A 17,865-nucleotide genomic window follows, 5' to 3' on the forward strand; every position below is an offset into this window, starting at 1 on the left:
AACCACTCCACCCCGCCGCAACCGATCACAGCGGGGCTACCCACCGCGACCAGCGGACGTCGCAGTGCTGACCTGTACGTTTAGCGGGACACACGCCTCTCCCCCTGCCGCAGGGGCATTCGGCTGTCAGGGGTGGGCAGCGGCTACTTGCGGCAGGTCACGTCATGTGCGGGCAGCCGGCCGGTGGCCAGGTAGGCGTTGACCTGGCTGTCCGCGCAGGCGTTGCCGTACTCGCCGTAGACGCCGTGCTGGTTGGCGTCGGACACGGTGATCAGCCGGGAGCGGGACCACTGGTCGCGTATCCGCTGTGCGCCGGAGTAGAGGGTCCGGGGGTCGCCCATGGCGTTGACCAGCAGTGCCGGTACGTCGTTGTCGAGTGCCGTCGGTGCCTCGGCCGGGGAGCCCCAGAACTCGCAGGGGGAGATGTTGTTCGCCAGCGGACCGGCGAAGGGGGACTCGACACGGCTGGCCTGGATGGCGTCCCAGTAGCTTTCGATTCCGCGCCGGGTGGCGACGTCCCCGCAGATGATGGCGGACTGCGCACTGGCAAGCTGCGAGCCCGCCTCGGTCGTCAGGAACGTCAGCATCTCGGCCAGCTCGGGGCCCGGGCGCACGTCGGGGTCACGGTCGGCGGCGCGTGCCAGGACCTGCGTCGTGGTGGCCAACCCGGCCCGGCGCTCGTCCAGATCGCTGCCCAGGCCGCCGAAGTAGACGACGGGTACGAAGTGTTCATCGAGCCGGAAGTCCCCGACCCTCAACGGCTCCTCGGCCGCCGCCTGTTGGATGCGCTCGACCGTGGCCACCACCGCGTCCGAGGTGTCGCCGAGGCCGTCGGTGTCGTCACGGGCGGCGGTCCAGTCGGCCCATGCCCGCAGGGCCCGCTCGTTGGCCGACTCGGTGCCCACGAGCAGGGTCTGGGTGTACCGGGCGGGGTCGACGACGCTGTCGAGCACCATGCGGTCGGTGCGTCCGGGGAACAGCCGGCTGTAGACCTCGCCGAGATAACTGCCGTACGAATACCCGAGGTAGGAGATCCGCTTCGCACCCAGCGCGGCCCGGACCACGTCCATGTCGCGGGCGGTGTTGCGGGTCGTGACGTACGGCAGCACGTCGCCGTTCGTCCGCCGGCACCGTTCCGCCAACTCGCGCTGGATGCCGACGGAACGGTCGAACGCCGCCCGGTCGCGGCCGGCGGAGAAGACGGCCGAACCGATGTCCCAACCACAGTCCAGCGGCGTGGAACGCCCGACGAACCGCGGATCCATCCCGACCAGGTCGTACTTCCCGGCCACCTTGCCCATTGCCGCCCCCACCTTGAGCGGCATCCCGAGACTCGGCCCGCCGGGCCCGCCGTCATTGAGCAGCAGCGGCCCGACCCGGTGCGCCCGGTCGGTGGCGGGAAGCCGGGACAGGGCGACGGTGATGGTCCGCCCGCCCGGGTCGGCGTAGTCCAGCGGCACGGCGAGGTCGCCACACCGGGCACCGGCCGCGTCGAGTTCCTTCCCCGTGGTGTCGTCGGGGCCGAGGGCGCAGTCGTGCCAGGAGATGTCCTGGGAGTAGTACCGCCCGAGCCCCACAGGCTCCGCCGCCGCGGCGGCGGGTAACGCCGCGGTTCCTGTGGCCAGTACCGCAGCACCGGCGATCGCGATCCGTATCCGTGTAGTCGTCCGCATCCACAGCACGCTAGGTCGCGAACGCCCTCGACATCACTGCGGATATCCACCGAATCTCCCCTGGGGCCAGCCCCAATTCCGCTGTGGTGCGCGCATCAGCTCTGATGAAGCGTGAGCGACGCGTTGCTCTAGCAGGATGCCGAGATGGGGGAACACATGTGCGTGGCCTGTGCTGAGGACCAAGGAACTGGCCGAGGCGTTCAGCCTCGCGAACGGGTTGCCTGGGCACGACGAACGGGATCCGGGCTCGGCACGCCCATCGCTGAGCCGACGCCAGGCAAGCGGTGACGCAAGCAGTCGTGCCGGTCAGGGCGCGACCCGTCACCCGGCCCTGACCTCCCCCTTACCCCCACCTGGCAGACTGTCCGGATCACGCCGTTAGGAGAGCCCCGCATGTCGATGGTCGGCAACCTGCGCAAAGTCGCCCGTCTCGCGCGCCGGGGTCGCAAGGTGGATCTCAGTCACCCCGCGCGTTCCCCGCTCGGTTCCACCGTGGTGAACTGCGTCATCTATCGCGACGGGGTGCGTGAGCCGGCCTGTGCCACGGTCGAGGAGTCCGTTGCCCGGGCGCGTAGGCATGGTGGGCGCGGGTTCGTCTGGCTGGGGTTGCATGAGCCGAGCCAGAAGGAGTTCGCGCAGGTCGCCGAGTTGTTCGGGCTGCATCCGCTGGCCGTCGAGGACGCTGTACAGGCCCATCAGCGGCCCAAGGTCGAACAGTACGGCGATGTGCTGTTCGCCGTGTTCAAGACCGTCACCTATGTCGAGCACGCCGAGCTCACCGCGACCAGTGAGGTCGTCAACACCGGGGAGATCATGGTCTTCACCGGGCCGGACTTCGTCGTGACCGTGCGGCACGGGCTGCATGGTTCGCTCGGGCCCTTGCGGGAGGGACTGGAGGACGATCCCGGGCAGCTGTCCAAGGGGCCCACCGCCGTGCTGCACGCCATCGCCGACCACGTCGTCGACGACTACCTCCACGTCACCGACGCCGTGCAGAACGACATCGACCAGGTCGAGACCCACGTCTTCTCCCTGAGCCGTCCGGGGAGCGCCGACGCCGGCCGTATCTATCAGCTCAAGCGTGAGCTGCTGGAGTTGAAGCGGGCCGTGGCGCCGCTGGCCCGGCCGCTCGCCGGGCTCGCCCTTGAGCCCACGCACACCATCGCCCCCGAGATACGGGCCTACTTCCGTGACGTGGCCGACCATCTCGCCCGCGTCACCGAGCAGATCAACGCCTTCGACGCCCTCCTCGACTCCATCCTCCAGGCCCATCTCGCGCAGGTGACCGTCGCGCAGAACGAGGACATGCGGAAGATCACGTCCTGGGCCGCGATCGTCGCCGTACCGACCATGGTGTGCGGTATCTACGGCATGAACTTCGACCACATGCCCGAACTGCACTGGACCTTCGGCTATCCGCTCGTTCTCTCCGTCATCGCCACCGTCTGTTTCCTCGTCCACCGGGGCTTCAAGCGCAACGGCTGGCTCTGAGCACCCCCGCACACCCCCGCGCAGCTCCTCGAACTTCCTCACAGTCCGCTCCGCCCCGGTGTGCGCCTACCTCTCGCCCAGGTTACGAATCCCTCAACCTCTGGTGGCATCGAGGTGAGAGGGTGACTATGGGGTCATGACTCTGGCCCAGCGCGCCCTGGAGCAACTGGAGGCCTGGCCCGATCTGACGGCCGGGCCGGCCAGCTGCGGTACGGGGCGGGCGCTCCACTCGCCGCGCAGCGAGATCGTGCACTTCCACTCCGACCGGGATGTGGACCTGCATCTCACCATCAGGGCCATCGACCGTTTCTCCGACGACCTCAGAGAGTCCACGGCCATCCGGATGGTGCCCGGTTCCCGCTGGGTGACCGTCCATCTTGACTGCGACGCGGACGTCGACCTGCTGATCAGCCTGGTGAGCGTGGCTCTTCAGGCCCATGAGACGACCGTTCCGAATGGCGTTCTGCCGTCGCCCGGGTGCAACTTCCATCGCGTCACCGTGCTGCCGCGCGACAAGGCGACATGAAAGGCGCTATGAAAGGCGCTATGAAAGGCGACATGACTGGGAGCCCCTGAGGTCATACGTTCGTAAGCCGCACCTGCGACGCTGTGGCGATGGACATGACGGCACTCGCCCGTGCGCTGCTTGAGCCGATTCCCGCGCACCGCACCGCCGGTATCGAGGTACTCCGGGCCGCCGACGGCGCCGCCGAACTCGCCACCACGACCCCCGAGGCGCTGACCAACGTCATCGGATCCCTCCACTCCAGCGGGCTCGCCGCCCTCGTCGACGCGGCCGGGCTCGGCGCGATCATCGCCGCCAGTGGGGACGCGGGCGACTTCGAGGGAGTCGTACCCCTTGGTGCGACGGCGTCCCTGGAGTTCCTCGCCCCGGCCCGCGGCCGGCTCGTCGCCGCGTGCCGGCTCAGCGACGAGGCCCTGGCAGCCGTACGACCGCTGCTGTCACGTGAGTCCGACCGGGCCCGGCTCTCCACCGAGGTGGAGGTGACCGACGAGGCGGGGGCGGTGGTGTGCCGGGGGGCGTTCCAGTGGAGTCTCCGGCGGAGGTGAACTCCCCCTGCGCCTATGTCCGGTGGATGCGGTCCACCAGGATGTCGATGACCAGCGGGGTGCGCGGGCCGAAGCTCAGCAGTACGCCGTCCTCCATGTCGACGACGCGGCGGTTCATGCCGGCCGGGGTCTGGGCGATGCCCGGGATGGCGACCAGGCCGTCGACGCCGCCCACCGAGTCCAGGCCCTTGGTCATCATCAGGATGACGTCCGGCTGGGCCGTGGCCAGGGCCTCGGTGGTGATGGGGGTGAACGGCTTGTCCAGGCCCGAGTCGACGCCCGCGTCCACCGCGCCGGCCGCCTCGATGAGTGAGTCCGCGCCCGAGCCCTTGCCGCCGATCAGATAGACGGCCGCGCTGCCGCGCATGTAGAGGAAGGCGACCGTCGGCTTGCTGCCCTTGGGCACGCCGGCACGGGCGGCGGCGAGTTCGTCGCCCATACGGTCGTTGAGGGCCTTGCCCGCGTCCGGGACGCCAAGTGCCGTGGCTATACGGGTGGTTCGGGTCGTCACGTCCGCCAACTTGGTCGCCGGGTCCAGGACCACCACCGGGATGCCGGCGTCGCGGATCTGGTCGACGGCCTCGCTCGGGCCCGTGTCCGTGTCGGCCAGCACCACCGTCGGGTCCAGCGACAGCACGCTCTCCGCACTCACGTCGTGCGCCGTCGTGACCTGCGGAAGGTCCTTCGCCTCCTCGAAGGTGGCGGTGATGTCCCGTCCTACGACGCGGTCGCCGAGCCCCAGCGTGAACACGATCTCCGCCACGCCGCCGTTGAGGGGCAGGATGCGGGACGCGTCCTCGACGGTCACCTTCCGCCCGTCGGACGAGTCGACGGTGACCGGCAACTCCGGTGTGGGCGGCTGCCCTTCGAGCGGCACGATCGTGTTCTTCGCGAGCTGCTTCTCGGCGGCGGTGGCGCGGGCGCTCGCGGAGAGAGGGGTCGTGTCCGAGGAGCCGACGGAGGAACCCGAGTCGCCCGCGCAGGCGCCCGTCAGCAGCGTGAGGGCGAGGGTCAGGGTCACGGCGGCGACGCCGTGGTGCCGCGGGAGTCGGTGAGGTCTTGCGGATGTGCGCAATGCCGGGCCCTTCGTCGGTCCTGTCATTCCTGTCGGTCCTTGTGCGTGTACTCCTGGTGCACAGCTGACCGGTAGCTTAGGTTAGCCTTACCTTCTTTATTCGTGGTGGGGGTGTTGCATGTTATGGCCAAGTAGCCTGCGTGGAAGGCGAGTTGGTGGCGCGGCCGTCGTAACTGTCGCGGCCGCCTCGATCGCCCTGGTGCTTCCGGCGGCCTCGCCGGCGATGGCCGCGGGCGCGTCGGCGACCGGACCGGAGGGGCAGAAACTCACCGTCTCCGCCTCCACCGGGCTCGATCCGGCGGGCGAAACGGTCACCGTGACCGGCTCCGGCTACAACACCGAGAAGGGCATCTACGTCGCCTTCTGCGTGGACAACGGCGCCGGCAAGACACCCACGCCCTGCATCGGCGGCGTCGACATGTCCGGCGAGTCCGGGGCCTCCGTGTGGATCTCCTCCAACCCGCCTTTGTACGGGGAGGGGTTGGCCAAGCCCTATAGCGGCAGCGGGCATGACGGGTCGTTCAGCGTGAAGCTCAAGGTGCGACAGAAGGATGCGAACACCGACTGTAGTAAGTCGGGTGTCACGTGTTCCGTCATCACCCGTAACGACCATACGCGGGGCGGGGATCAGAGCCAGACGGTGCGGATTCCGGTGACGTTCGGGGGGAGTGGGGGCGGGAGCGGCAGCGGTAGCGGTTCTTCGGCTTCGCCCAGTTCTACGGCCACTGCGAGCACTGTCGGTGGCTCCGGCTCCGGCTCCGGCTCAGGTTCCAGTGACGACTCCGGTACGTCCGACGGGCCCCTGGCCAGCACCGGATCGCTCGCCCTGCCGCTCGGGCTGACCGCGGTCGCGCTGGTCGCGGCGGGCGCCGGCACCTGGTTCTGGGCACGTCGGCGCCGGGGTGCCGGGGGCGCGGGCTGATCCAACTCCACATCCCTCAACTCCTCACCTCATAGGGAGACTTGAAGATGGCGAAGAGACCCGGTGCCGCCGTCCTGGCGGGCGGCGCGTTGATGGCGCTGCTGAGCCCGGGCGCGGCCAGTGCGCAGGACGCGGTGGCGTTCCCGCGTGAGGTGTCCGGCGGTTACGCGAGCTGGACCTCGGCGAGCGCCGCGCTGTCCGGCCGTGGCGTGTCGATGGACGTCGCCGAACCCGCCGTAGAAGGGGCTGGGGACCGGAGTTGGTTCCCGGCGACCGGTGGGGGTGCGGATCCCGAAAGTGGGGGTGCCGAGGTCGAGTTGGGCGGGGTCGCTCGGCTCAGCGGGTCTGCGGGGGCCGAGCGGCCGCTTGTGCTCGGGGCGCTGCGGCTGCGGTTGGACGGGGGCTCGGGTGCGCTGTATGTCCGTACGGCAGTCGATGGGCAGGCGCGTGAACTCGCCCTGGCCGACGTTGTGTTGGACGGTGCCGAACCCGTCGTACGGACTTCGGGTGTGACCTGGGCCGGGTTGCGGGCTTCGCTCACCGACGAGGGGGCGGCGCTGCTGGCCTCCTGGAGCGGGGAGGGGTTCGCGGCGGGGGATGGGCTGGGGATGTTCGACGTCACCGTTGGGACAGGGAGCGGTAGCGGGAGCGGTAGCGGTAGTGGGGGCGGCGGTTCGGCGGAGGACGCCGTGCCGGCCGAGAGCTCGGCGGCGGGGTCCCCGAGCGTGGACGCGCCCAAATCGCCTGAGAGCCAAGGGAGTTCGGCCGGTCCCACGGCCGCCGTCGGGCACGCGACCCTCGCCCCCGGTGCCGAACAGGAAGTCACCGGCGAGGGGTTCGAGCCCGGCGAGGTCGTGCTCGTCGCGATCGATGACGACACCCGGTATCAGGCGGTGGCCGACGCGGCGGGGCGGGTCTCGCGGAGTTTTCCCGTGTACGCGACCGCCGTCGAGGGTGAGCACACGGCCGAGTTGTACGCCGTGACGGGGGATCGGCGGGCCGTCGTGCGGTTCGGCGTTCAGGGGTCGAGCGGGTCGAGCTGACACCGGCGTGGTGTTAGCGGGGACAAATTCAGTTGAGAGGCGGGCCGGGTCGGTCCGCTCCTCGGCATGCCCAAATCCCTTGGGAAATACGGGTGTTGGGGATCTCTTTGCGTTCCGTTGACAAACTCAAGAGTGGCGTACTTAGGTTTGCCTTACCTAATTCCTTCTCGCCGAGAAAGGTGTTCCACACACCATGAGACCCATCTCCGCTCGCACCGCCGCCCGCACCGGCCTCGCCGTCGCCGCCTCCGCCGCGCTGACCCTGGGCCTGGCCACCTCGGCCTCCGCCGCGACCTCGACGCGCACGATCGTCGACGGCACCACGACCTACAACCTGTCGGTCACCGCGCCGTCCACCGCCGCCGCGTCCGGCCAGGTCATCACCGTCACGGGCTCCGGCTTCAACACCGGCCAGGGCATCTACGTCGGCCTGTGTGTAGTCGACGGGGCGGTCGGCGCCAACAAGCCGACCCCCTGCCTCGGCGGCCAGGACGAGACCGGTGCGACCGGTGCCTCGCACTGGGTCAACAACGTCTTCGGCGGCCTGTTCGCCAACAGCTCCAAGTTCGGCACCGGCGGCACCTTCAGCGCGAGCATCTACGTCAAGGCGACCCTCGACGACGGCAGCGTCTGCGGCGAGGACGTCACCTGCGCCGTCGTCACGCGCGCCGACCACACGGACGCCGAGGACCGCAACTACGACGTGCACGTCCCGATCGCCTTCCAGTAACCGCCCCCAGGGCGACAGGACCTGGGACCGGGTCCCGTACGCGCGGGACCCGGCTCTCGGCACGACCGGGGCGCCGGGCACACCCCCAAGTGAGGACATTTTCCATGGCAGTTGACAGACCCAGACCCAGACCCAGACCCAGACCCAGACCCAGACTCGGACGCCTGGCAGGCCCGGCACTGCTGGCCGCGGCCACCCTGGTCGCCGCGTCGGCCGTGGCCATCGGCGTGGTTGTCGGGTCGCCCGCGCAGGCCTCCGACACCCCCAAGTCGGCGCTCGGCAAGGACGGTCAGAAACTCACCGTCTCCGCCTCCGCCAACCTGGCCCCCGAAGGGGAGACGCTCCGCGTCACCGGCGAGGGCTACGACGCGACCAAGGCCATCTACGTCGCCCTCTGCAAGGACAACGGCGACAACCGCCTCCCCAGCCCCTGCCTCGGCGGCGCCGATACCAGCGGGGGCGGCGAGTCCTCGAAGTGGATCGTGCCCGAGGGCGACGAGTACGCGGGCGACCTCGCCGTGAACTGGGGTGCGGGCGGCACCTTCGACGTCGAGATCGCCGTCAAGGCCAAGGACAGCAGCCTGGACTGCACCCAGGTGGCGTGCTCGGTGGTCACCCGCGTCGACCACCGCAACAGCGGTGACCGCTCCCAGGACGTCCGCATCCCCGTCACCTTCGAGGGCCAGGACCCCGGTGACGGAGACGACGGCGGCGACGGCGTGGACGTGCCCGCGGGCACCGTCAGTTACGTCAGGTCGGCCGAGTTCACCGGCGCCGGAAAGCCGCTCGACCTGCTGCTGCACCCCGACTCCGGGAAGCTGTACGTCGGTTCGGACGACGTCGTCGACACCGGAGACGTCAACGAGCGCGGCCTCTACGTCCTCGACGCCGGCGACGGAACGGTCCGCAGCCACATAGCCCAGGCCCCCGGCTCCACGGGCACGCTCGCCGGCCGGGTCGCCAAGGAGATCACCGTCCCGCTCTCCGGCGACGGGGTCGTCTTCCACTACCCGCTGCGCGGCATCGGCACCGCCAAGGACGGCGACACGGCCGCGCAGGGCGTCTGGCTGACCGGCGCGACGGTCACCGCCACGGGTCCGGGTACGTCGGCGTCCACGATCCTCGTCCAGCAGGGCGCCAACCTGTCGGAGGTCGAGACCGCCACCGGCACCTTCAAGCGGACCGTGACGCTCGACGGCGGTGCCGAGCTGGGCGTCGACTCCACGCGTGGCGTCGCCTGGTCCGCGTACGGCGGCGGCCTGCTCAGCCGGGTCGACACCGGCTCCTTCGCCGTCATCGCGACGGCCCAACTCCCCGAAGGATTCCTCTCCTTCGTCGAGCCCGACCCCGCGACCGGCAACGTCTGGGTGGGCGTCGGCTACTCCGTGCTCGTCTACGACAAGGACGCCAAGCTCCTGACCACGCTTGAGGGCACGGACCGGCCGATGGCGATGGCCTTCGACACGGCCTCCCGCCGGGCGTTCGTCCTGCGCGAGGACTATGGCACCGACACGGACGGCGCGGATTACGTCGGCGCACTCGACGTCGTCGACAGCGCCACGTTCGAGAAGGCCGCCGAGTCCGTCGCCCTCCCCGGCAGCCGCACGGGTACCGGCGCCGCCGTCGCCGTGACCCCGGGCGCCACCTCCGTCTTCGTCACCAGCGTCGCCGAGAGCAAGGTCCTCAAGTTCGACGTCCGCGTCTCCCCGAAGGTCACCCAGTCCCCGACGGACCAGACCGCCACGGCCGGCGACGAGGTCACGTTCGTGGCGGCGGCCGAGGGAACGCCGGAACCGACCGTGAGCTGGCAGGTCAGCCCGGACGGTGGACAGACCTGGTCGACGATGGAGGGCGCGACGGGGAACGCGTACGCCTTCACGGCGAAGACTGCGCAGGACGGTTACCGGTACCGGGCGGAGTTCACCAACTCGGTTGGTACGACGAGGACTTCACCGATCACGTTGACGGTGACGGAGGCGGGTACAGGTACCGGTGACGGGGGTGAGGAGGAGCCCGAGGAACCGTCCGGCACGAAGACCGGCACCGGCCCCGAGGGCCAGCAGCTCACCGTCACCCCGGTCAACAACCTGGCCACCGAGGACCAGACCCTGAAGATCACCGGCTCCGGCTACGACATCGACAAGGGCATCTACGTGGCCCTGTGCGTGGACAACGGTGAGGGGGAGTTGCCCACGCCGTGCATCGGCGGGGTGGACATGACGGGAACGTCGCACAGTTCGGCCTGGATCTCCTCCAACCCGCCCGACTACGGGGAGGACTTGGCGACCCCGTACGGCGACGGCGGCACCTTCGAGGTCGAGCTGACGATCGACGCCAAGGACGACTACACCGACTGCTTCGAAGCAAAGTGCGTCCTGGCTACTCGGGCCGACCACACCCTCTCCGGCGACCGCTCGCAGGACGTGAAGGTGGCGGTGGCGTTCGTGGGGCAGGATCCGGTGGACACGGATGAGGAGACGGGCGGGGGCTCGGACGACTCGGACGACGGCAGCACGGGCACCTCGACGTCTGGATCTACGACGGGTAGTTCTACGACGGGTGGTTCTACGTCTACGTCGACGACTGGCGGCAGCCTTGCGTCCACGGGCGTGACGGTGGGCACCTTGGCCGGGCTGGCCGTGTTGCTGACGGGGGCGGGTTGGTTCGCGTATCGGCGGGCCAACGCGGGGGCGCCGAAGGGTAGTTGATTCCGGACCCGTTCCCGAGAGGGCTTCTCACCTGGCGGTGGGGAGCCCTCTCGGCGTTGCGGTCACTTGGGGGGCTTGTCCGGCCCCTTGTTGGTGGCGTGGGCGTTGGGGCCACTCGCTTCTTTGTCAGTGTCGTGCTTCCACGGCCCGCATCAAGGGCGCTCCCTGCGGTCGCGTCGCCTTCGGCGATGGCCCTGCGGGCCACCCTTGACCCGGGCCGCTCCAGCACGGGGGAGAAGCGAGCGAGCGGCCCGGAAAGCGGGGGTCCCGGGTCGGTTTGCGGGTGCGGTGGGTTGGGGTGCGGGCCGGGGTTGGCGGGCGCGGTCGCGTCTCGCCTGCACGCCGGGTGGGCTTAGCGGCGGACTGCCGGTGGGGTGGCGCGGCAGCCGGGTGGGGGTACGCCGGGTCGGCTCAGCGGCCTGCGGCCTGCGGCCTGCGGGCGGTGCGCGAGGGCTCCGCTTGCGCGCCGGGTGGGGTTGGCGGCGGAGAGCCGGTGGGTGGCGCGCATCAGCTAGGTGGCGGCAGGACCGGCGGGTGAGTATGGCAACCAGAGCGGCTGGCTACGGATCGGTGTGCAGGTCGGAGGACGTGCAGCTCTCGTCCCACCTGGCGATGTCGGTGGGGGCGGTTACCCTGCGCGGGTGATCGAGACGACGACCTATGACGACCGCCGCTTTCCACCCGCTCTGGCCGATGTGGCCCGGGTGGAGTTCGACTACGGCGACGAGGGCGAGGGTGTGGACTTCGAGCCGTACGACGCCTTCGACTCCCCTGAGGAGACCACCGACTGGCTGCGCCACTGGACCGGCAACCACGAGCTCGACGGCGGTGCCTACCGAGTCTTTGGGCAGGACGGCACCGGCGGTCTCGCCGCCATTTGGTACGCGCGACCAGGACAGCCACTCGCCGAGCAGCCCGTGGTGTTCATGGGCTCGGAGGGCGAGTGCGGGGTGGTGGCCGGAAGCCTGTCCGACTTCCTGTGGGTGCTGGCCGATGGCTTCGGGCCGGCAGAGGCCGCCTCGGACGAGGAGCGCGAGGCCCGCCCGAACACACACCTGACCCAACTCGCCGAACGCCACGCGACCACTCCCCGCCGACCCGCCCGCGAGATCATCACCGAGGCCCAGGCCGAGTTCGCGACCTTCACCGAGGACATCGACCAGCTTTGTCGCTGAGGCGGGTCAGTTCGGCTGACCGCTCGACCGTAGTGCCTCGTAACTCAGTGATTGGCCTCTTTGGACCAGACTGCGGGAGGAAAACCGCAGGTCGGCGGTCCAGGTCGTGGTCCAAAGGCTCCAATCACCCACTCCGGCGCGGCGGGTGAGGTGGCTGTGACTGAGGGGGCGAAGCGGATTCGGCGGCGTGCGGTCGGGGGCAGCTGGCGGTACCCGCACGCCAATCACTCCCCCCGACGTGACGACCGAGGCCACTGCGACAGCCGGGATCCGCCCCGGCCCCTCCCGGCCCACCCCGCCCCCCACCCCCACGGCCTCGGAATCGCCACGCACCGCCCACCCACCGCAGGCCGCTAAGCCGACCCGGCGTGCCCCCACCCGGCGTGCCGCCCCCGGACCCGGCGCGCGACCCCACCCACCGCCCGCCGCCAAGCCCACCCGGCGTGCAGGCGAGACGCGACCGCGCCCGCCAACCCCGGCCCTCAACCCAACCCACCTCACCCGCAAACCGACCCCGATGGTGTACCCCGCTACACCCCCAGTTCGGGAGTGGCCTCTCTCGTGGCCACGGGCCCCGCCCGGGATTGTTGATCTCAGAAGTTCTCGGAGTTTTTCCGAGCCTCTCCACCCCTCTGAGCTCAACGGAATCCCTGGAAGGACCCCCCGATGAAGTCGCTGTTCTCCTGGACGGTGCTCACCCTCCTCTTCGTCGTCGGCCTCGCGGCCGCCGTCGCCTCCGGTGCCGTGTTGGACGGTACGGAGAAGGACGTGGCCACCTACAGCGGCATCGCCGTCTCGCTGGTGGCGGGGTCCCGGCTGGCGAAGCGGGAGCCGATCAAGTCGTTCCTGTCCTCGCGGCCCGTGCTGTGGTTCCTGTTCCTCTTCAACGGAGCCGTCGCCGTCTCCGCCCCCTTCCTCATCGACGGCGCGCAGGGCGTCATGACCGCCGCCGGCATGGGCGTCGTAGCGCTCGGGGCGGGTTTCGGCCTGCTCGCCGGCCGCAAGAAGCCCGCCGCCGCCCACCGGGCCTGACCGGCCCCGCATACTCCTCCGTCTTCTCCGCGCCTCTTCGCGACCTCCGCCGCACCTGACTCTGGAGACTCTCCCGTGGCTACGTTCCTGCACCGACTCGGCCGCCTGGCCTTCCGGCGCCGTTGGTACTTCACCCTCCTATGGGTGGCCGTTCTGGCCGCCGTCGGCTTCGCCGCCGCCAAGGCGCCCGCCGCCCCCGACGACAACAACTCCATGCCTGGGATCGAGTCCCAGAAGGCGTTCGACCTGATGGAACAGCGCTTCCCGGGCGCCAAGGCGGACGGCGCGAGTGCCCGGATCGTCTTCGTCGCCCCGGACGGCGAGAAGATCACCGCGACCGACAACCGTGCCGCCATCGACCAGCTCGTCGACGAGGCATCCGACGGCTCGCAGGTCGCGAGTGCCGTGAGCCCCTTCAAGGCCGACGCGGTCAGTAAGGACGGTACGACCGCCTACGCCACCGTCACCTACAAGGTGGTGGCCGACGACCTCACCGACGCCACCAAGCACCACCTGGAGTCGGCCATAGACGAGGCCCGGGACGCGGGCCTGACCGTCGAGGTCGGCGGTACCGCGCTGGAGACCCAGCCCTCCGCGGGCGGCTCCGCCGAGGCGATCGGTATCGCCATCGCCGCCCTCGTCCTGCTGATCACGTTCGGTTCGCTGGCCGCGGCCGGGCTGCCGTTGCTCACCGCGGTCCTCGGCGTCGGCATCAGCATGGCCGGCATCATGGCCGTGGCCAGCACCTTCGGGCTGTCGTCCACCACCGGCACGCTCGCCACCATGCTCGGCCTCGCCTGCGGCATCGACTACGCGCTGTTCATCGTCTCCCGTTTCCGCGAGGAGCGCGCGAAGGGCCGTACGCCCCAGGAGGCGGCCGGAATGGCCACCGGCACCGCCGGATCCGCGGTCGTCTTCGCCGGTCTGACCGTCGTCATCGCCCTTGCCGGGCTGTCGGTTGTGGGCATTCCGATGCTCACCAAGATGGGCTTGGCCGCCGCCGGTGCGGTCGTTGTCGGGGTGCTCATCGCGCTGACGCTCGTCCCCGCCCTCCTCGGGTTCTGGCCGAACGCCGTCCTCTCCCGCCGCTCCCGCAAGCGCGGCCGTATCAAGGAGGCCGGTGAGAACAACGGCGGCAGCCGCTGGGCGCGGTTCGTGCTGCGTCGGCCGGTGGTCGTGCTGATGCTGAGCGTCGTCGGCCTGGGCACCCTCGCCGTCCCGGTCATGGACCTCCAACTGGGCATGCCCGGCGCCGAGGCCAAGCCCACCTCCACCACCGAACGCCGCGCCTACGACGACCTCGCCGAAGGCTTCGGCCCCGGCTTCAACGGACCTCTGACCATCGTCGTCGACGCCAAGGGCGCGGCGGATCCCAAGGCCGCCGTCACCACCATCACCGACACCATCAAGGCCACCGAAGGCGTCGTCTCCGTCTCCCCGGCGACCTTCAACACCGCCGGTGACACCGCGATCTTCTCCGCGATCCCGTCCACCGCGCCGACCGACGAGAAGACCAAGGACCTCGTCAAGACCATCAGGGCCGAACGCCCCGCCACCGAGGCCGAGTCCGGCGCCTCCTTCGAGGTCACCGGCACGACCGCGCTGAACATCGACGTCGCCCAGAAGACGCAGGACGCGCTCATCCCGTATCTGATCGTCGTGGTCGGACTCGCCATCCTCCTGCTGATGGTGGTCTTCCGCTCCGTCCTGGTACCGGTCAAGGCGGCCGTCGGCTTCCTCCTCTCGGTGCTCGCCGCGCTCGGTTCCGTCATCGCGGTCTTCCAGTGGGGCTGGGGCGCCGAACTCCTCGGCGTCGAGACCACCGGCCCGATCATGAGCCTGATGCCGATCTTCCTGGTGGGCATCGTCTTCGGACTGGCCATGGACTACGAGGTGTTCCTCGTCGCCCGGATGCGGGAGGCGTACGTCCACGGCGACCGGCCGGGGCAGGCGATCGTCACCGGGTTCCGGTACAGCGCCCGGGTGGTCGTGGCCGCCGCGCTGATCATGATGGCGGTGTTCTCCGGCTTCATCGGGGCCGGCGAGTCGATGATCAAGATGATCGGCTTCGGGCTCGCGGTCGCCGTCCTCTTCGACGCCTTCGTGGTCCGCATGGCCCTCGTGCCCGCCGTACTCGCCCTCCTCGGCAAGTCGGCCTGGTGGATGCCCCGTTGGCTGGACCGCATCCTGCCGAACATCGACGTCGAGGGCGAGGCCCTCACGCGCAAGGCGGACGCCGAGATGGCCACGGACACCCCTGCTCCCTCTTCTGAGCCGGAGCCGGTCCGTATCTGACCCCCAGAACGACGGGACCACCGAAGCGGAGGCGGTCCCGTCGCGCCGAACCCCGTGGGGACGGGGGAGCGGCGCAAGCCCCGGGCCCCGGCGGCGGATCACCCCCCTATTCCGCCGCCGGGCCCGGGCACCAACCGCGCACCACCCGACCTCACGGACCTCACGGACCTCACGGACCTCACGGACCTCACGAACCTCTCGGATCTCACGAACAAGGACAGGACAAACCGATGGCACACCACGCATACACCCGCATGGGGCTGGCCGGAGTGGGCGTCGTGTTCGGCGCGCTCTTCCTCGCCGTGACCCTCGGCGACAACGACGGCGACGACTCCGCAGCCGCGTCCACACCGACGAGGACGACCTCCGTCCACGCGCCGGCCGCGCAGTCGTACGTCGCACTCGGCGACTCCTACACCTCCGGCCCCGCCATCCCGCCGCAGACCGCCAAGCCCGCCGGGTGCGACCGCTCCGGCGCCAACTACCCCTCGCTGGTGGCGAAGAAGCTCGACATCGACGCCTCCGACTTCCGTGACATGAGCTGCAGCGGTGCCACCATCGCCGACCTCACCGGCCGCCAGTCCACCGACGACGGCGTCAACCCCGCCCAGCTGTCCGCCCTTTCGTCCACGACCGGCCTGGTCACCATCGGCGTCGGCGGCAACGACATCGGCTTCAGCAAGCTCGTCACCGAGTGCGTCAAGGCGGGCGCCATCTACGTCGCCACCGGCAGCGGCAAGTACACCGGGGACGACGCGCCCTGCCGCAGCCAGTACGTCTCCGACGGCACCGACGAGATCGAGCGGAAGATCAACACGGCCGGCGACCGCCTCACCGACACCCTCGCCGAAGTCGCCCGCCGCGCCCCGCAGGCCCACGTCTACGTCGTCGGCTACCCGGCGATCCTGCCCTCCGAAGGCACCGGCTGCGACGACGACATGACCCTCGCCCCCGACGACGCGACCTACCTCAACTACAAGGAACGCCAGCTCAACAGCGTGCTGCGCGAGCGTGCGGAGGCGGCCGGCGCCGAGTACGTCGACACGTACACGCCCTCCGTCGGGCACGACGCCTGCTCGGCCCGGGAGACCCGTTGGGTCGAGCCCTTGATGCCGAGTTCACCGGCCGCTCCGATGCATCCCAACGTGCGGGGGGAGAAGGGGATGGCCGAGGCGGTCGTACGGGCGGTGAGGGGTTCCTGAGACCAAGGCTCACCGACCTGCTGGTTGAGCCCCGGGCACGAATTGGTTGCGGCCCGGACTTCCCGCCGTACGCCCGCCACCCTTCCGGCAGCATGACGACGCATGAGCCGACCCGCGAGCCCACCCGCGAGCAGAGACCGATACGTCGACTTCCTGCGCGCGTGGGCCATCGGCCTCGTCGTGCTCGGGCACTGGCTGATCACCGCCCTGGACCGGGGCCCCGACGGCGAGATCACCGCCCCCGAACTCCTCGCCACCCTCCCCTGGACCCAGTGGCTGACCCTGGGTTTCCAGATCATGCCGCTGTTTTTCCTGGCCGGAGGCCATGCGGCGGGCGGCTCCTGGACTCGCGCTCAGGCGAGGGGCGGTACGGCCGCCGGGTGGGTCGGCGGACGGGCCCTGCGCCTGCTGCTGCCGACGGGTGTCTACGCCGCCTTGGTGCTGACGGCCGTAGCGATCTGCTCGGCGGTCGGGGCGGACCCGTACACGCTCGCCCTCGTCGGCTGGGCGATGGCGATGCAGTTCTGGTTCCTGCCGGTGTATCTGCTGCTGAGCGCCCTGACCCCGCCGCTGCACGCGGCACACCGCCGCTGGGGGCTCGCCGTCCCCGCCGCGATGGGCGCGGTCGCGGTGGCGGCCGACGCGCTGGTGGTGACGGCACACACGCCGTACGTCGGCCTCCTCAACTACGTCCTGGTCTGGGGCGTCGCCTACCAGTTGGCCTTCTGCTGGCGGGACGGCCTGGTGCGGGAGCGCGGGTGGCTCCCGGCCGCGCTCGCGACGGGCGGTGGGGTGGCTTTTGCGGCGCTGATCACGGTCGGCCCCTTCCCCGTCAGCCTGATCCTCGTGACCGGCCAGGAAGTCAGCAACACCAATCCGCCGTCGGCGGCGATGCTCGCGTGGGTGGTGGCCCAGACGGGCCTGTGCCTGCTCGCCGCCCCGGCGCTACGACGGCTGCTGGACCGCGAGCGGGTGTGGCGGGCCGTGCGCCCCGTCGCCGGGGCCAGCATGACGCTCTATCTCTGGCACATGCTGCCGGTGCTGGTGATCGCCGCCGCGTTCTACCTGACCGGCCTCGCGCCCGATCCGGCGTACGGGTCGGGGGTGTGGTGGTGGTTCAGGGTGCCGTGGCTGGTCGTGCTCGGGGTCGTACTGGTCCTGGTGGTAAGGGGGTTGGGCCCGCTGGAACGCGCGTTGACGCGACTGTACGAGCGGACCCTGCCGGACGCCGACCTGCGGCGCCCGTGGAGCTGGACGTTGTGGGCCGGGCTCACACTGGCCGTCGTAGCACTGATCCGTTTCGCCGTGCGCGGGTTCGCGTACGACGGCCGGTTCCCCGTACTCCCGGCGCTGGGGCTGGCGTTGGGGACGGCGTTGGTGATGGCCACCCGGTGGGCGGAGGTGCGTCGCGGCAGCCCGGCGGAGGCCTGGAAGGAAGCAGCCTGAGT

The 17,865-nt window shown here is 70.3% G+C and carries 14 protein-coding genes; 12 read left to right on the top strand and 2 right to left on the bottom strand.

Annotated features, from left to right (window positions below):
- Nucleotides 1-143: 143 nt before the first annotated feature.
- The gene (locus AC5DRG_RS27765) at nucleotides 144-1,673 is read right to left on the bottom strand and encodes an alpha/beta fold hydrolase (protein WP_491802163.1); all 1,530 of its coding nucleotides are present in this window, start codon (nucleotides 1,671-1,673) and stop codon (nucleotides 144-146) included.
- Between the two features lie 393 nt (nucleotides 1,674-2,066).
- Between AC5DRG_RS27765 and AC5DRG_RS27770 the strand changes: the two genes are divergently transcribed.
- The 3 genes from AC5DRG_RS27770 to AC5DRG_RS27780 all read left to right on the top strand — a co-directional run bounded on the left by AC5DRG_RS27770 (nucleotide 2,067) and on the right by AC5DRG_RS27780 (nucleotide 4,235).
- Nucleotides 2,067-3,164 carry a magnesium and cobalt transport protein CorA gene (locus tag AC5DRG_RS27770; RefSeq protein WP_491802164.1) on the top strand — a complete coding sequence of 366 codons (1,098 nt, stop codon included), beginning with the start codon at nucleotides 2,067-2,069 and terminating at the stop codon, nucleotides 3,162-3,164.
- Between the two features lie 136 nt (nucleotides 3,165-3,300).
- Nucleotides 3,301-3,690, top strand: a complete 390-nt coding sequence (locus AC5DRG_RS27775) for a luciferase domain-containing protein (protein ID WP_491802165.1) — start codon at nucleotides 3,301-3,303, stop codon at nucleotides 3,688-3,690.
- Between the two features lie 89 nt (nucleotides 3,691-3,779).
- A complete protein-coding gene (locus AC5DRG_RS27780; RefSeq protein ID WP_491802166.1) occupies nucleotides 3,780-4,235 on the top strand; it encodes a PaaI family thioesterase in 456 nt (151 codons plus the stop codon).
- 13 nt (nucleotides 4,236-4,248) lie between these two features.
- On the opposite strand, the gene AC5DRG_RS27785 is transcribed toward AC5DRG_RS27780, so the two are convergent.
- Complete coding sequence (locus AC5DRG_RS27785; protein ID WP_491802167.1) at nucleotides 4,249-5,337, bottom strand: heme/hemin ABC transporter substrate-binding protein; 1,089 nt, start codon at nucleotides 5,335-5,337, stop codon at nucleotides 4,249-4,251.
- Nucleotides 5,338-5,509: 172 nt separating this feature from the next.
- Between AC5DRG_RS27785 and AC5DRG_RS27790 the strand changes: the two genes are divergently transcribed.
- The 9 genes from AC5DRG_RS27790 (at nucleotide 5,510) to AC5DRG_RS27830 (ending at nucleotide 17,863) form a co-directional block, all read left to right on the top strand.
- Nucleotides 5,510-6,232, top strand: a complete 723-nt coding sequence (locus AC5DRG_RS27790) for a hypothetical protein (RefSeq protein ID WP_491802168.1) — start codon at nucleotides 5,510-5,512, stop codon at nucleotides 6,230-6,232.
- A gap of 47 nt (nucleotides 6,233-6,279) precedes the next feature.
- Nucleotides 6,280-7,275 (top strand): hypothetical protein, encoded by a 996-nt coding sequence (locus tag AC5DRG_RS27795; protein ID WP_491802169.1) that lies wholly within the window; start codon nucleotides 6,280-6,282, stop codon nucleotides 7,273-7,275.
- Nucleotides 7,276-7,468: 193 nt separating this feature from the next.
- A complete protein-coding gene (locus AC5DRG_RS27800; protein WP_491802170.1) occupies nucleotides 7,469-8,005 on the top strand; it encodes a hypothetical protein in 537 nt (178 codons plus the stop codon).
- A 104-nt stretch (nucleotides 8,006-8,109) separates the two neighbouring features.
- Nucleotides 8,110-10,713 carry an immunoglobulin I-set domain protein gene (locus AC5DRG_RS27805; protein WP_491802171.1) on the top strand — a complete coding sequence of 868 codons (2,604 nt, stop codon included), beginning with the start codon at nucleotides 8,110-8,112 and terminating at the stop codon, nucleotides 10,711-10,713.
- Between the two features lie 641 nt (nucleotides 10,714-11,354).
- Nucleotides 11,355-11,888 (top strand): SMI1/KNR4 family protein, encoded by a 534-nt coding sequence (locus AC5DRG_RS27810; protein ID WP_491802172.1) that lies wholly within the window; start codon nucleotides 11,355-11,357, stop codon nucleotides 11,886-11,888.
- A gap of 666 nt (nucleotides 11,889-12,554) precedes the next feature.
- Nucleotides 12,555-12,920 carry a hypothetical protein gene (locus AC5DRG_RS27815; protein WP_491802173.1) on the top strand — a complete coding sequence of 122 codons (366 nt, stop codon included), beginning with the start codon at nucleotides 12,555-12,557 and terminating at the stop codon, nucleotides 12,918-12,920.
- Between the two features lie 75 nt (nucleotides 12,921-12,995).
- On the top strand, nucleotides 12,996-15,215 hold the full coding sequence (locus AC5DRG_RS27820) for an MMPL family transporter (RefSeq protein ID WP_491802174.1): 2,220 nt from the start codon (nucleotides 12,996-12,998) through the stop codon (nucleotides 15,213-15,215).
- Nucleotides 15,216-15,445: 230 nt separating this feature from the next.
- A complete protein-coding gene (locus AC5DRG_RS27825; protein ID WP_491802175.1) occupies nucleotides 15,446-16,417 on the top strand; it encodes an SGNH/GDSL hydrolase family protein in 972 nt (323 codons plus the stop codon).
- Nucleotides 16,418-16,519: 102 nt separating this feature from the next.
- Complete coding sequence (locus AC5DRG_RS27830; protein WP_491802176.1) at nucleotides 16,520-17,863, top strand: acyltransferase family protein; 1,344 nt, start codon at nucleotides 16,520-16,522, stop codon at nucleotides 17,861-17,863.
- Nucleotides 17,864-17,865 lie beyond the last annotated feature (2 nt).

The sequence above is a fragment of the Streptomyces sp. JLBG701 genome (assembly GCF_058544905.1).

Coding starts and splice junctions, on each gene's coding strand:
- AC5DRG_RS27765 (WP_491802163.1), bottom strand. CDS start 1,673: ATGCGGACGACTACACGGATACGGATCGCGATCGCCGGTGCTGCGGTA.
- AC5DRG_RS27775 (WP_491802165.1), top strand. CDS start 3,301: ATGACTCTGGCCCAGCGCGCCCTGGAGCAACTGGAGGCCTGGCCCGAT.
- AC5DRG_RS27795 (WP_491802169.1), top strand. CDS start 6,280: ATGGCGAAGAGACCCGGTGCCGCCGTCCTGGCGGGCGGCGCGTTGATG.
- AC5DRG_RS27830 (WP_491802176.1), top strand. CDS start 16,520: ATGAGCCGACCCGCGAGCCCACCCGCGAGCAGAGACCGATACGTCGAC.
- AC5DRG_RS27800 (WP_491802170.1), top strand. CDS start 7,469: ATGAGACCCATCTCCGCTCGCACCGCCGCCCGCACCGGCCTCGCCGTC.
- AC5DRG_RS27780 (WP_491802166.1), top strand. CDS start 3,780: ATGGACATGACGGCACTCGCCCGTGCGCTGCTTGAGCCGATTCCCGCG.
- AC5DRG_RS27805 (WP_491802171.1), top strand. CDS start 8,110: ATGGCAGTTGACAGACCCAGACCCAGACCCAGACCCAGACCCAGACCC.
- AC5DRG_RS27825 (WP_491802175.1), top strand. CDS start 15,446: ATGGCACACCACGCATACACCCGCATGGGGCTGGCCGGAGTGGGCGTC.
- AC5DRG_RS27785 (WP_491802167.1), bottom strand. CDS start 5,337: ATGACAGGACCGACGAAGGGCCCGGCATTGCGCACATCCGCAAGACCT.
- AC5DRG_RS27815 (WP_491802173.1), top strand. CDS start 12,555: ATGAAGTCGCTGTTCTCCTGGACGGTGCTCACCCTCCTCTTCGTCGTC.
- AC5DRG_RS27770 (WP_491802164.1), top strand. CDS start 2,067: ATGTCGATGGTCGGCAACCTGCGCAAAGTCGCCCGTCTCGCGCGCCGG.